General features: G+C 50.8%; 12 protein-coding genes and 3 tRNA genes. 2 read left to right on the forward strand and 13 right to left on the reverse strand.

The annotated features are described in order from the left end of the window. Positions 1-111 precede the first annotated feature (111 nt). The 8 genes from ACERJC_RS09075 to uvrY all read right to left on the reverse strand — a co-directional run bounded on the left by ACERJC_RS09075 (position 112) and on the right by uvrY (position 8,583). Positions 112-3,087 (reverse strand): autotransporter outer membrane beta-barrel domain-containing protein, encoded by a 2,976-nt coding sequence (locus ACERJC_RS09075; RefSeq protein WP_373671494.1) that lies wholly within the window; start codon positions 3,085-3,087, stop codon positions 112-114. 680 nt (positions 3,088-3,767) lie between these two features. Beyond that, a complete protein-coding gene (locus ACERJC_RS09080) occupies positions 3,768-4,682 on the reverse strand; it encodes an alpha/beta hydrolase (RefSeq protein WP_373671495.1) in 915 nt (304 codons plus the stop codon). A gap of 362 nt (positions 4,683-5,044) precedes the next feature. Further along, positions 5,045-5,131: transfer RNA gene (locus ACERJC_RS09085), tRNA-Leu, on the reverse strand. 12 nt (positions 5,132-5,143) lie between these two features. Next, a tRNA-Cys gene (locus tag ACERJC_RS09090) sits at positions 5,144-5,217 on the reverse strand. A gap of 49 nt (positions 5,218-5,266) precedes the next feature. Next, positions 5,267-5,342, reverse strand: a tRNA-Gly gene (locus tag ACERJC_RS09095). A gap of 150 nt (positions 5,343-5,492) precedes the next feature. Next, complete coding sequence (gene pgsA, locus ACERJC_RS09100) at positions 5,493-6,041, reverse strand: CDP-diacylglycerol--glycerol-3-phosphate 3-phosphatidyltransferase (protein ID WP_042318323.1); 549 nt, start codon at positions 6,039-6,041, stop codon at positions 5,493-5,495. Positions 6,042-6,097: 56 nt separating this feature from the next. Next, entirely contained in the window at positions 6,098-7,930 is a 1,833-nt protein-coding gene (gene uvrC / locus ACERJC_RS09105) for an excinuclease ABC subunit UvrC (protein ID WP_373671496.1), read from the reverse strand. Further along, complete coding sequence (gene uvrY / locus ACERJC_RS09110; protein ID WP_178823572.1) at positions 7,927-8,583, reverse strand: UvrY/SirA/GacA family response regulator transcription factor; 657 nt, start codon at positions 8,581-8,583, stop codon at positions 7,927-7,929. Before uvrY ends, uvrC begins: the two co-directional genes overlap by 4 nt. A 394-nt stretch (positions 8,584-8,977) precedes the next feature. Here uvrY and ACERJC_RS25515 point away from each other — a divergent pair, with 394 nt between their 5' ends. Beyond that, positions 8,978-9,025: a hypothetical protein gene (locus ACERJC_RS25515; RefSeq protein ID WP_418656714.1), complete on the forward strand. Its 48-nt coding sequence runs from the start codon at positions 8,978-8,980 to the stop codon at positions 9,023-9,025. 19 nt (positions 9,026-9,044) lie between these two features. After that, entirely contained in the window at positions 9,045-9,269 is a 225-nt protein-coding gene (locus ACERJC_RS09120; protein ID WP_042318315.1) for a DUF2594 family protein, read from the forward strand. A 66-nt stretch (positions 9,270-9,335) separates the two neighbouring features. Here ACERJC_RS09120 and sdiA read toward each other — a convergent pair whose 3' ends face one another. From sdiA to tcyJ, 5 genes are all read right to left on the reverse strand, one after another. Next, complete coding sequence (gene sdiA / locus ACERJC_RS09125; protein ID WP_152403989.1) at positions 9,336-10,058, reverse strand: quorum-sensing transcriptional regulator SdiA; 723 nt, start codon at positions 10,056-10,058, stop codon at positions 9,336-9,338. A 234-nt stretch (positions 10,059-10,292) separates the two neighbouring features. Continuing rightward, positions 10,293-11,045: an L-cystine ABC transporter ATP-binding protein TcyN gene (gene tcyN, locus ACERJC_RS09130; RefSeq protein WP_152403987.1), complete on the reverse strand. Its 753-nt coding sequence runs from the start codon at positions 11,043-11,045 to the stop codon at positions 10,293-10,295. Further along, positions 11,042-11,710 (reverse strand): cystine ABC transporter permease, encoded by a 669-nt coding sequence (tcyL, locus tag ACERJC_RS09135; protein WP_042318310.1) that lies wholly within the window; start codon positions 11,708-11,710, stop codon positions 11,042-11,044. The genes tcyN and tcyL overlap by 4 nt, the downstream gene beginning before the upstream one ends. A gap of 15 nt (positions 11,711-11,725) precedes the next feature. Continuing rightward, entirely contained in the window at positions 11,726-12,712 is a 987-nt protein-coding gene (gene dcyD / locus ACERJC_RS09140; RefSeq protein WP_373671497.1) for a D-cysteine desulfhydrase, read from the reverse strand. A gap of 108 nt (positions 12,713-12,820) precedes the next feature. Beyond that, positions 12,821-13,621 (reverse strand): cystine ABC transporter substrate-binding protein, encoded by an 801-nt coding sequence (gene tcyJ / locus ACERJC_RS09145; protein WP_178825857.1) that lies wholly within the window; start codon positions 13,619-13,621, stop codon positions 12,821-12,823. Between the last annotated feature and the right edge of the window lie 30 nt (positions 13,622-13,651).

The raw sequence follows: 13,651 nt of genomic DNA on the forward strand, positions 1-13,651 counted from the left end.
ATACCCTTTGAAACTGAGATAGACGACCGATCTTTTGCTATTTGCTGGAACAGAGCCCAGTCAATCCCGAACGAATAAGGAGCAGGTTTCCCCTGCCCCTCTCCATTCCACTTACCAGTGGTATTTCACGCCCACCATTCCCTGCGCATTGCGATAGCTGTCGCTGCCCATTTGCCCGGAGACATTTCCCCAGACGGTCAATCGAGAAGTGAGTTGCCCTTCCACACCCACTTTCAGTTCAGCCAGGTCTTTCACTCCCTGGACGTCATTCTGCACCTCACCCATTGTCACTCGCGGGCTGTGTGAGTTGTGGATCCAGTTCGCTTCAACAAATGGCTGAATGCCTGCCATTCTGTCTTCTTCACCGGTGGGTTTACGATTGAAGTATGCTCTGGCACCCAGACTGGTCATCAGATTACCGGTGCTATCTACCTTCACCTGCGTACCGTAACGTTCCCGATGATCGTCCGCCTGCACATCCATCCAGACGACCTGCGCTTTGGGCTGGATCCAGTAGGTCAATTGCTGACTTTCTCCGACCTTCAGGCTGTAACCCGCCTCAACCGCAGCCGTGATACCTTTGGATTTATACGCCTCACTTGCCTGATACTGACCATCGACGGTGTTATCAAACCAGTTGTAGAGCATCCAGGTGTCTACATAACCCCCTGATTTATCAAGCTCGTTTTCATACCACGTGCCATACAGACCCACGCTGTAGCCGTCGACCTTACCACGGGAATTATGGTTATTTAACGTCGACGTGGTGCGGCTACGGCTGTTGGCATAGCCCGCCATGAGCCCAAGATGCCAGCGGTCCAGACCATCCGAACTCCACTGCGCCAGATCGCCCCCCATCTGCAGCACATAGTTATTACTCTGGGTTTTTAACTGTTCGCTGCTGTCGTGAAACCGTGTATGGATCCCCACGTTACGTATCCACATGCTGGTGGTTTTTTTCTCACCGGTTAGCACATCGGTATACTGAGTTTCGCCAGGACGATCGTGCAGTCGCGAGATGAACAAGGTATTTGCAGCCAGGTTGTTTGCCAGATAGCTGCCGAATTCCGGGCGAATCTGTGATGGGCCTCCCGGGTGTACCGGTAGTTGCGGGGTTTCTGGCGAAGCAGGCGCACCCGGGTCAGTAGGATCGTTCGGGTCAACCGGGTCAACGGGATCCACTGTGCTGCTTAAATACCAGTTGCTGCCGCGCCTGATCACATCGTAATCGTACGCCCCGGCGACAATACGGCTCTCTTTTTCGAAAGTTCCGTCGGAGGTTCCTGCAACATTGACAATTTCAATCCCCTCAACCGTCTGCGCGCCCATACCGCCGATATTGTTGATTGCCACCAGGGTATGGCCGGAAGTATTTCCCTCGACGATGAGTTTGTCCGTTGCTGAGTTATCACTTCCGAGCGCCGTGTTCATTGTCAGGGTTCCACCGCCGCTATAATTGCCCTCGACGGTCAATGTCTTAAACGCGCCAGAACTGCCCGGCGCAAGCATATTAACGCGCCCTCCCTGCAACAGCAGATTCGTGACGTACGAATTACCGGTCATCTCCCACACTGCACCGTTGGAGATATTCATGTTAAGGATGCCAACCCTGGCCGTATCACGTGCGGTATAACTGGCAGCCTTTAACCACGAGTTTGCATTGTTGAGTGTCATCTCCAGCGTGCCGTTGTCAGCCGCGCCAATATTACCTTCAACCTGTACGGTCCCGGTTCCCGATGAGTTTGCATCGATCCGGCTGTCGGCGCCCGTTGAAAAAAGAGACCAGTCAATTGACGGGTTATCATTAATAAACAACCCTTTCTGGATATCTGCTGTGCCCGCAGAGAGCACTTCAATCCCGGTAATTTTAGCCGCATGAGCACCCGCAGTTGAAATTGTCAGGTCATCCTGAAATTCAGCGTGAGTGGTCATTCCGGGTTGACCATCAATGTGGATCCCGGTAGCCGATTCGATACCATTTGACAGGGAGATGTGTGTTTGCCCTTTGAACTGGGCCTGACTTTCCAGTATCCGTAACCCCGTGTTCTGATAACCACCGTTGCTCCGGAGACTGAAATCATCATTAGCGACGAGTTTTGATCTATTAACAAGCGTAACGCCTTTGAGTTCATGCCCAGGGCTTGTGCCAAGTGACGTCAGATCTTCCCCCGTCAATGTCACGTCGCCATTGAATTCAAAGTCTGTCGCGTTGCCCGCAATAATGTGCCCGCCCACATAATCACCGGGAAAAGCCCATGGGCCTGTATTGGCGATGGCCTCTATAACCGTCCTGCCGCTGAACGTGAAACGGGTGTGGCTTCCGAGGTTGTCGTTCAACATGGAAATAATTCCCTGAGAACCTTTCAGATAAATGGAATCTGCCTCGAAGTTCACTTCATTTAAAACACCATAGGGAGCGGCCGGACGACTCGAGCCAGTGCTCCCTGTTACCCCAATAGCCGTTTGATTCGTTTCAATATGAATGCTGTCAGCCTTAACATTCATCTTACTCCCTGCAGCGATGGTTATTCCGTTGCGTCCGTCGATAGAATGACTTCCAGGCGCACCATCTACGTAGACCTCAAACCGACCACCATCAAAATCCAGTTCACCATTATGAAGAGCAATGCCCGTGCGATGGGTTCCGGCCCCCTCTTGCGCAGACATATCCACTTTGAGATTGATTTTGTTATCTCCATCACTGAGGAAATTCAATTTCCCGCCCGGACCGGCGTAGATGGCATAGATGTCAGAGGAAGATCCAGGAACCGTATTGCTGACAACAACATTGCCCCCAGTAAAAATGATAGAGCTACCGGGATATGTGTCTCTTTGCCAGGCATATAACGCTGAACTGTTTTCGACAGTAGAATTATTATTGTGTCCTATCACCGTTAAGGTTTTATCCTGAGAGATAGCAATCCTTACCGTGCCATTCAGGGTGCTGATAATCGCACGCTGGTATGCAACTGATGTGGTTAATCCACTGGCATCTAACGTAACGTTGTCATCGTCTCCACTTACGGTGTGGTTCCCGGAATTAATGGGGGATACTCCGGTGATGAACTCACGGTCCACTAATTCCACAGCGTCAACAGGGAAAGCGCATATTGCGGCACAACCTGATGCAGCTATTAATAATTGTTTCAATTTCCTTTGAGTCACTTGTCAGTCCTCCAGATCAAGCATGTTCCTTCCTGGTGTCTCTGCAATATTCTTTTCGAGACCCATGAAATAAACGTTTCCCTGCTAATGGTTCCAGGCAGAACCATTACATCATCTTTTTATTAAGTAATATTTCACGAATACTAAACCATTAAAAATGGAGTACCGCTTTGCCAATTAAGATAATTGGCATCCAATCACCATTACTCCTATTAATTAAAAAATCACTTCACCTGCAGTAACGCCCTTTGTTTTCAAAAGAAATATTTTCGTCCTGTGCCATGTAAAAATCGGCAGAATATAAAATCAAATGCACAGAAAACCACTGAAACTGTAAAATTCAGAATAATGGCCATATGTTAAAGGTAAAAATGCGTTCAAAACAGTAAATGATTCCATTAACTAAGAAAGAGAAGTAGAAACCTCTCTCGCTCAATATAGTCGGAAAAATAAAGAATGTATATCTCTTTTTATTTGTAAAAGTACCATGTTGTTTTTATATTTTACTTGTTAAATAAGGCGGGGATAATTCTTATATCTTTACTGAACTTAAATTAATACTTGCTTAGCACAAGATTGATTCTGCTTACATTAAGCCGCACCTACAGTACCTCGAGCGGCTGCGAATGAATAAATGATGCAATTCGACTTATCGCGCGGTTTGCTTCCGGTATTTTTCCTGCGGATGACTGGAATACGTGCCACAAGCCATTCCATACTTCAATGTGGACGTTAACACCTGCTTCTGTTGCCTGTTGCGCCAGGCGGATCGAGTCAGCAAGAAGTAATTCGTCACTTCCTGTCTGTATCAGGATAGGGGGGAGTCCTGTCAGATCACCATAAAGGGGGGAGACCAGTGGATTCGATGTTTCAGCTGCAGAGCAGTAGTATGCGACGGTTTGCCGTAAATCCTCAATAATGATCATCGGGTCCTTATCTGCACAAGAAGAAATAGTGGCACCCGATAAGGTGTAATCAAGCATAGGAGAGAGTAAGAAACTGGAGTGCGGCAACGGATAATGTTCGTTTTTCAGTAACAGGAGCAGAGATAAAACCAGCCCACCGCCGCTTGAGTCGCCGCCAAGAATGATGTCATCAGGCCGATAAGCCTGCTTTAATAGCCACAGCCAGGCATATTTTGCATCCATCAGACCGGCAGGAAATGGATTTTCAGGGGCTAACGAATAATTGAGCGAGAGTGCATTCACTTTTGAACAATGAACAATATGTCCAACCAGTTTCCTGTGCGTAATACTGGATCCGAGAGCGTTGCCCCCACCATGAAGATACAGGATGACTTTACGCTTTTCTGCCTGCGAATGTCTCACCCACTCCGCTGAAATGCCCTCTTCCGCAATTGTTTCAATGCTGACATTTTCGGGTAACGGAGCATTCATTGCCCCTTCTTCCCATATTCTTCTTTGTTCATGAAGAGGCGTGTTAAGCACAAAATCGACATTACTCGCGTAGTCCCTGAAAAGTGCTTCCCTTTTGCGCTTCGCTTCGTTGCTTAACATTTTTTCGCCTCACTGCGAATTGACAGACAGGAGCGCAGTATACCGAAAAATCGTTCTGTTCCAGCACGACGCATCCCTTGTGACAACATCCTATCAGACTTTCTTTTGAGATCCGATTAAGGAACTGACGGGCTCCTGACGGACTCGGCAATCGAGATAAACCAGATCGTCCTGCATGACGACAAGGATGAAACGATTATGTTTACTCTGATTGAACAGCCACTATCAAGCTGACGGTATCTATCCCGCGACAGGGTCATTGTCAGGAAAAATGTCAGGAACAAGAATCGCAGGCACAAAAAAACCACCCGTAGGTGGTTTCACGACACTGCTTATTGCTTTGATTATTCTGCTTTTTCCCATGGTACCCGGAGCGGGACTTGAACCCGCACAGCGCGAACGCCGAGGGATTTTAAATCCCTTGTGTCTACCGATTCCACCATCCGGGCTCGGGAAGAAAGTGGAGGCGCGTTCCGGAGTCGAACCGGACTAGACGGATTTGCAATCCGCTACATAACCGCTTTGCTAACGCGCCTTAAATCTTTGTCCTGCGACTGACACCCGCAATAGCCGATGTCGTAAACTGGAGCGGGAAACGAGACTCGAACTCGCGACCCCGACCTTGGCAAGGTCGTGCTCTACCAACTGAGCTATTCCCGCATCATCAAGCAAATCGTTAATCACTTGATTTTATTATCGTCTGGCAATCTGTGCTGCCGTTCGATGCGTTGCATTCTACTTACCTGACGCAATGAGTCAACGATATTTTTCGCCACGTAAGCTCGTTTGCTGAAATTTACGGCGAAACGATCACTGATCAAGCAAATCCCCGCGCGCGGCGTTCAGATACTGGAACATTGACCACAGTGTCAGGACTGCCGCAACGAAGAACAGCGCAATACCCGCGTACTCCACCCAAATATTCGGACGCCACAGCAGCCAGGCCAGCGCCGCCATTTGCGAGGTGGTTTTGACTTTGCCGATCCAGGAGACCGCCACGCTGCTGCGCTTACCCAGTTCCGCCATCCATTCACGCAGTGCAGAGATGATAATTTCACGTGCGATCATTGTGGCTGCTGGCAGTGTCACCCACCAACTGTGATAGTGCTCGGTCACCAGCACCATCGCAATCGCCACCAGCACTTTATCCGCGACCGGGTCGAGAAACGCACCAAAACGCGTACTCTGATTCCAGCGACGCGCCAGAAAACCATCAAACCAGTCGGTCACGGCAGCGATACAGAAAATCAGCGCAGCAACGAACGGCGCCCAGGTGAATGGCAGATAAAACACCACGACAAAGAATGGGATAAGGATGACGCGAAACAGCGTAAGCAACGTTGGAATATTAAATTGCATAGTGACGGGTAACTATCTGTTGTCAGAGAATTTACCCCTATGTTGCTACAGCGGACTCAATGTTTCAACGACCAGAAGATCTTTTCTGCCAGACCTTGAGAAATACCCGGCACTTTTGCAATTTCCTCAACGCTGGCGTTACGTAATCCTTGCAAACCACCCATATATTTCAACAACATTTGACGACGCTTCGGCCCGACACCTTCGATGGTCTCCAGCGTACTGGTGTTTTTCACCTTTGCCCGTTTTTTACGGTGGCCGCCGATGGCATGATCGTGTGACTCATCGCGGATATGCTGGATCACATGCAGCGCCGGTGAATCCGGCGGCAAGCTGAATCCCTCGCCTTCCGGTTCAAAGAACAAGGTTTCCAGACCAGCTTTACGGTCAGCGCCTTTCGCAACCCCTAGCAGCATGGGGCGATTTTTATCCCAGGGGACATCCAGTTCAGCGAAAACGGCCTTCGCCTGCCCCAGTTGCCCTTTTCCGCCGTCGATCAGGATAACATCCGGAATCTTACTTTCTTCGATAGCTTTACCATAACGGCGACGCAGTACCTGATTCATTGCCGCATAGTCATCGCCCGGCGTGATACCGGTGATATTGTAGCGACGGTATTCTGCACGCAACGGCCCGTTCGCATCAAAGACCACGCAGGATGCCACCGTCTGCTCGCCCATCGTATGGCTGATGTCGAAACATTCCATTCGTTTTACTGCCGGCAACTTCAACACGGTCGCCAGTGCCGTCAGACGCTGGGTAATGGTCGACTGCTGCGAGAGTTTTGTGGTCAGTGCCGTGGCGGCATTGGTGCGCGCCAGTTTCAGATAACGTGCGCGATCGCCTCGGGGTTTGGTCTGCACATTAATGCGACGCCCTGCCAGTTCAGAGAGTGAATCCGCCAGCAGCGTTTTGTCGTCCAGATTGAAATCCAGCAGGATCTCGCCAGGCAATGTGCGCATCTGGCTGCCCTGGAGGTAAAATTGCCCGACGAAGGTCTCAACCACTTCGCCCAGTTCAGTCCCTCCCGGCACTTTCGGGAAATAACTGCGGCTCCCCAGCACTTTCCCCTGGCGGATAAAGAGTACGTGTACACAGGCCATTCCGGCATCGAACGCGACGCCGATCACATCCAGATCGTCGCCCGCATTAGAGACGAACTGTTTCTCCGTTACCCGCCGCACGGCCTGGATCTGATCGCGTATACGCGCGGCCTCTTCGAACGCCAGGTTTTGACTGGCCTTCTCCATCCGCGCGATCAGTTGGGTTAAAACCTGGTCATCTTTGCCGGACAAAAACAGCCGGACGTAGTCAACCTGCTGCGCATACTCTTCTTCACTCACCAGACCTTCGACGCAGGGGCCGAGGCAGCGGCCGATCTGATATTGCAGACACGGACGTGAGCGATTGCGATAAACGCTGTTTTCACACTGGCGGATCGGGAAAATTTTCTGCAATAGCGCCAGCGTTTCACGGACGGCATAGCCGTTGGGGAACGGGCCAAAGTATTCGCCCCGGCTATGTTTCGCCCCACGGTGCATTGCCAGTCGGGGATGGGTATCCGCGCTGAGAAAGATAAAGGGATAGGATTTGTCATCGCGCAGCAGCACGTTGTAACGCGGCTGATACAGCTTGATGTAGTTGTGCTCAAGCAGCAACGCTTCCGTTTCGGTGTGCGTCACCGTCACATCAATTTGCTGAATAAGCGCAACCAGCGCTTCGGTTTTACGCGAAGCCAGGTTGCTGCGGAAATAGCTGGAAAGCCGTTTTTTCAGGTCTTTCGCTTTACCCACATAGATAACCGTACCACCGGCATCATACATGCGATAAACGCCGGGTTGACTGGTTACGGTTTTTAGAAACGCTTTCGCGTCAAACTGATCGCTCACTGGCTTGTTAACGTCTCCGCATTACACAGGCCATGGCGAATTGCCAGGTGAGTCAGCTCAACATCACCATGAATGTTTAGTTTACTGAACATACGATAGCGATAACTGTTCACCGTTTTAGGACTGAGATTCAACTGCTCCGAAATCTCATTAACCTTCTGACCTTTGGTGATCATCAGCATAATCTGCAATTCACGCTCAGACAAACTGGCAAACGGCGTTTCCGTTTTTTCGGGTTCAATCTGGCTTAATGCCATTTGCTGTGCGATGTCAGAAGCAATGTATCGCTGCCCGGAATAAACCGAGCGGATGGCATTCACTACTTCCTGAGGTGCCGCCCCTTTACTCAGGTAACCTGCGGCCCCGGCCTGCATCACTTTTGCCGGCAACGGGTTTTCCGTGTGGACGGTCAACATGATCACTTTAATATCGGCAGTCGAACGCGCAATTTTGCGCGTGGCTTCAAGGCCACCAATACCGGGCATGTTCATGTCCATCAACACAACATCGACGGTGTTGGCGCGACACCATTTCACGGCATCCTCACCGCAACCGGCTTCACCGACAACTTTTATGCCCTTTATATCTTCAAGAATGCGTCGTATCCCTGCGCGCACCAGTTCGTGGTCATCAACAAGAAGAACGTTGATCAAAGGAATATCTCCAGAATAGGGATAACGCTACTGATAGTGGATCCCCACTATATTAGCGGGTTTTATCTCAACTTTGAAACGTAAAAAAACGTCCGGTTCCCGATTTTGCTCTCGTTTTTGGAAATTAGCCTATACATTTTGTGGAAACTTTCACTAAGAACAGCCAGTTACTCACGTTATTTCGGGAGCAAGGTTTCACAATAGTGACAAAAGCTCGCTATCCCCTGCCTAAATGCTAAATAGCCGGGCAAGTTTGTAACAATAATTAACGAGTAAAATACTCGGAATAAACAATAGATGAAGAAAATATTGGCTTCTCATGTTGTTGTTTAATTTAACTCCTCTGGTGTGATTTCCGATCAAAAAACAACCACTGCTATTTTTTCCTCAGCTTATGGTATACTCCGCGGCCTTAACATTTACCATCGCACATTTTTACTGAGACATTACGAGGAAAATAAATGAGTACGCCTGATTTTTCCACTGCCGAGAATAATCAAGAACTGGCTAACGAAGTCACCTGCCTGAAGGCGCTGTTAACACTGATGCTGCAAGCAATGGGCCAGGCCGACGCAGGCCGCGTGATTCTTAAAATGGAAAAACAGATCGCGCTGGTCGAAGACGACGCGCAGGCAGCAGTATTTTCCAGCACTGTTAAGCAAATTAAACAAGCTTACCGTCAGTAAAGAAAAACCGGCTGAGAGCAACGCTTTCAGCCGGTTTGTCGTCTGCCACGCAGAACGCTCATTATTTCAGATAAGACCGGTCGCCGCGGCATAGCACGCAATCTGCGTCTTATTTGGGGCGTTGAACTTCTTCTGCATATTCTTCTGGTGAAAGTTAACCGTGTTTTCTGATATCGACAGAATCATCGCGATTTCAGCAGAGGTCTTCCCTTCCGCCGTCCATTTCAGAATCTCTTTCTCCCGTTTACTAAAGCGCATTTCCGGCGCCATCACCATCTCATCCTCGAGGCGGGAAAGCACCGTCAGGCTTTCGCGAACCAGCAACTGCAGCTTCAATTCCACCTCATCTCCCGCAAACGGCGTATTACGCAGACTCGACCGCGAGACCGAGAGAAAGCCCAGCGCACGGTTTGGTAACATCAGACACTGCGTGATCCCTTTGCGCAATCCGTGCGTACGAGCGGCATCCCACATCGTCTGCGCGTCACTGAATAATGCATCACTCCAGGGAAGATGTCCCTGAATGAAGTTTTCCGGCTTCAGGACCGGATCAATCGCGAAATAATTTTCCGCCTGGTATTGTGAAACCCACGCATCGGGATAGGTGGTATGAAGGGAAATTTTAGGGCGGGTAAACGGAACCGGATGTCTGACACATAGCGCGTAATAATCAAATTCCAGCAATTGGGTCTGCTGCTGCAATTCGCTATAGACCTCCTCTGCGCTTGTCATTTCGTGAAAGCGTAACAGCATCGTCCGTCGCCAGGTAAAGAAATCTAAATCCTGCATACTCAGTATTCGCGCCCTTGAGAGTGATAATCATTTTTAATGTGAGAATTAACCTATCACATAAAATAAAGTAGATGAATAAAATATCGGTCATAACGCCAATTACTTGAGTGTTGTTTCAATACGCGTATTTCGCCCAGGGAAATGAACTCATAGTCATGCGTATGATATTAATATTTATGCATGCCCACTCGCCCGAAATGGGATAATCCCGGGCGAGTGGAAGCAAACCGATTATTGCAGCAGAAACTTCTCAAGAAACTGACGCGTTCTCGGCTGCTGTGGATTGGCAAATAGCGCTTTGGCAGGGCCCTGTTCCACTATTCGCCCCTGATCCATAAATATCGCCCTGTCCGCGACATCACGGGCAAAGCTCATTTCATGGGTCACAATCACCATAGTGCGTTTTTCCTGCGCCAGTTGGCGGATAGTGCTCAGCACCTCGCCCACCAGCTCAGGATCGAGCGCAGAGGTCGGTTCATCGAACAGAATCACTTCCGGGCGCATCGCCAGCGCCCGGGCAATCGCCACACGCTGCTGCTGCCCACCGGACAAGCGCCGCGGATAGCTGGTCTCCTTTCCGGCCAGCCCCACTTTCGCCAGCAGTTCCCGCGCCCGCGCCACCGCCTCCTCTTTACCTTCACCCTTCACGATAACCGGACCTTCAATGATGTTCTCCAGTACCGTCCGGTGGGGGAAGAGATTAAAGCTCTGGAACACGAAGCCGACATGCTGACGCAACTGACGAATAAGCGTTCTTTGCTGACTCAGCGAACGCGCTGTATCAATGGTGATATCACCCACGGTGATCGTACCCGCTTCCGGTTGTTCCAGCAGATTTATACTGCGCAACAGCGTTGTTTTTCCTGAGCCGCTGGGACCGATGATCGCGACGACCTCTCCCGCCTGCACTTGCAGGTCGATGCCGTGCAGCACCGTCTGACCATGGAATTTCTTGACCAGGTTTTTTACGTCGATCGCACTCATTTCGGCTCTCTCTCCTGGCGGTTCAGTTGATTTTCAAAGTAGTTCTGCAACGAAGACAGTACGGTTGCCATGATCCAGTAGATCAGCGATGCCGCCAGATACATGGTGAATACTTCCAGCGTACGCGACGTGATCAACTGCGCCTGACGGAACAATTCTGGCACCTGAATGGTTGCCGCAAGCGACGTGTCTTTCACCAGGCTGATAAAACTGTTACTCAGCGGCGGCAGCGCCACCCGGGCAGCCTGCGGTAAAATGGCGCGGCGCATCGTCTGCCATGGCGTCATCCCGATACTGGCAGCCGCTTCCCACTGCCCTTTGTCAATCGACGAAATCGCCGCACGCAGGGTTTCAGCAGCATAGGCCGCCGTATTGAGCGACAGGCCAATCATTGCAGACGGAACCGGATCCAGCTCAATACCAAACTGCGGCAGACCGTAATAGATCATAAACAGTTGAGCAATCAACGGCGTACCGCGAAAAATGGAGATATAGAAACGCGCCAGCCAGCGCAGAGGCAGCAGCGGCGACAGGCGCATCAGCGCGAGGATAAAACCCAGCAGCAGGCCGAAGAACATCCCGCCAATACTTAGCTGCAGCGTAAACACGGCCCCTTTGAGCAGATACGGCAGGGAATCAATAACCAGTTGGATACTTTCTTGCATGAGCTTATCCGAAAATTACACGTGTGGATGGTAGGCAAACAGCGCGGGTGCCCCACCAGTATGAATAAAGAGGATTGGGCCTTCGTCTTTAAAGCGTTTCTGGCTGATTCCGTCAATCAGTCCGGCCATCGCTTTTCCGGTATAGACCGGGTCGAGAAGGATCCCTTCCAGACGCGCCAGCAGCTTCACGGCCTCCATCCCCTCTTCATTTGGCGTGCCGTAGCCGGGCGCATAGTAGTCATCCCACAGCAAAATCTCCGCCGCCGCCGTCAGTTCCAGCTCGTGGGCGATAGCCTGTTGCAACGCCACCACTTTCGGCTTTTGTTCGGCTACGCTGCGCGAGACCGTTACGCCAATCAGATCCACATCCGGCATCAGTTGTTCCAGACCAATTGCCAGCCCGGCGTGCGTTCCCGCGCTACCGGAGGCCACTACCACCGAAGAGAGTTGTACTGCCCCTTCACACTGCTGAGCTATTTCCAGCGCACTTTCAACATAACCTAATGCCCCCAGCGCGTTTGAACCACCAACCGGTATGATATAGGGACGAAAGCCCTGCGCTTCGACTCGGGTGGCCAGCTCCAGCAACTGCGCGTCCGGCTGGTTTAGCGCATCACACATTTCGACCTGCACGTTGAACAAGTCCAGCAGCAGCCGGTTACCGTTGGTGAGATAGTTTTCCGCCGTGGTGCCAATGGGGTTTTCCAGCAGCGCCACGCAGTGCAGTCCCAGCTTCGCCGCGACCGCCGCCGTCTGGCGCACGTGGTTAGACTGAATCGCGCCTGCCGTGATCAGCGTATCTGCGCCTTCGCGCAACGCATCTGCTGCCAGGAACTCCAGCTTGCGCAGCTTATTACCGCCCATCGCCATTGGTGTCACATCATCACGTTTGATGAAAATATCCCGTCCCAGATAGTCAGAAAAACGCGGCAGGTATTCAAGCGGTGTCGGCGCGCCGATAAATTCCAGACGCGGAAAGCGTGTCAGGTTGTGCAGTGGCATAAAGCCTCCAGGTATTCGTTGTTGTGATGTTCTTTTTATTATGCACGTTCAAACGCATGAAATAAAAAAGGCGCTGATTAAAGCGCCTTTTTTTTCTTACTGTTCGGACTATTTCGTTACATCCGCGCCAAACCACTTCTCAGAAAGCGCCTTCAGCGAACCGTCCTTCTGCATTTCGGCGATGGCTGCGTCCACCGCTTTCAGCAGATCGTCGTTGCCTTTACGCAGCGCAACGCCGGACTCCTGACGGGAGAATGCTTCACCGGTAACCGCCAGCGTATCTTTGGTCTTTTTAACCAGATCCAGCGCCGCCAGACGATCCACCAGAATGGCATCGATACGGCCTACGCGCAGATCCTGATATTTCGTCGGATCATCATCATAAGTCCGAATGTCGACGCCCTGTACGTTCTGACGCAGCCACTCTTCATAGTTGGTTCCCAGACCCACGCCAACTTTTTTATCTTTCAGATCGGCGGCCGTTTTAATCGCGCCTTCATTGCCTTTTTTCACCAGCGCCTGGATACCGGAAACGGTATAAGGGGTAGAGAAATCATATTTCTTCTTACGCTCATCGGAGATGGTTACCTGATTGATAACCACATCGATGCGTTTAGAGTCCAGAGAGGCCAGCATCCCGTCCCATTTGGTCGGTTTCAGCGTCGCTTTCACGCCCAGATGCTTTGCCAGCTCTTCGGCAAATTCCACTTCAAAGCCGGTCAATTTACCGTCATCGCCCTGGAAACTGAACGGAGGATAGGTGCCTTCCAGCCCCACCAGCAGCGTCCCGCGATCTTTGACCTTCTTCAGCAGACCTTCATCTGCAAACGTTTTTACGCTCATTCCCGCGACAAGAGCAACTGCCATCACGCCCATCAGCGCCTGGCGTCCCAGAAGTGCTAATTTCATATTTACCCCGAATGTTGTTATGAATGCCCG

The sequence above is a fragment of the Citrobacter telavivensis genome, from assembly GCF_041807075.1.
Lineage (GTDB): Bacteria > Pseudomonadota > Gammaproteobacteria > Enterobacterales > Enterobacteriaceae > Citrobacter_A > Citrobacter_A telavivensis.

What these genes read in the sequence shown, in the direction of transcription:
- ACERJC_RS09080 (WP_373671495.1), bottom strand. Translation starts at nt 4,682, where the DNA reads ATGTTAAGCAACGAAGCGAAGCGCAAAAGGGAAGCACTTTTCAGGGAC.
- pgsA (WP_042318323.1), bottom strand. Translation starts at nt 6,041, where the DNA reads ATGCAATTTAATATTCCAACGTTGCTTACGCTGTTTCGCGTCATCCTT.
- ACERJC_RS09120 (WP_042318315.1), top strand. Translation starts at nt 9,045, where the DNA reads ATGAGTACGCCTGATTTTTCCACTGCCGAGAATAATCAAGAACTGGCT.
- sdiA (WP_152403989.1), bottom strand. Translation starts at nt 10,058, where the DNA reads ATGCAGGATTTAGATTTCTTTACCTGGCGACGGACGATGCTGTTACGC.
- tcyN (WP_152403987.1), bottom strand. Translation starts at nt 11,045, where the DNA reads ATGAGTGCGATCGACGTAAAAAACCTGGTCAAGAAATTCCATGGTCAG.
- tcyL (WP_042318310.1), bottom strand. Translation starts at nt 11,710, where the DNA reads ATGCAAGAAAGTATCCAACTGGTTATTGATTCCCTGCCGTATCTGCTC.
- dcyD (WP_373671497.1), bottom strand. Translation starts at nt 12,712, where the DNA reads ATGCCACTGCACAACCTGACACGCTTTCCGCGTCTGGAATTTATCGGC.
- tcyJ (WP_178825857.1), bottom strand. Translation starts at nt 13,621, where the DNA reads ATGAAATTAGCACTTCTGGGACGCCAGGCGCTGATGGGCGTGATGGCA.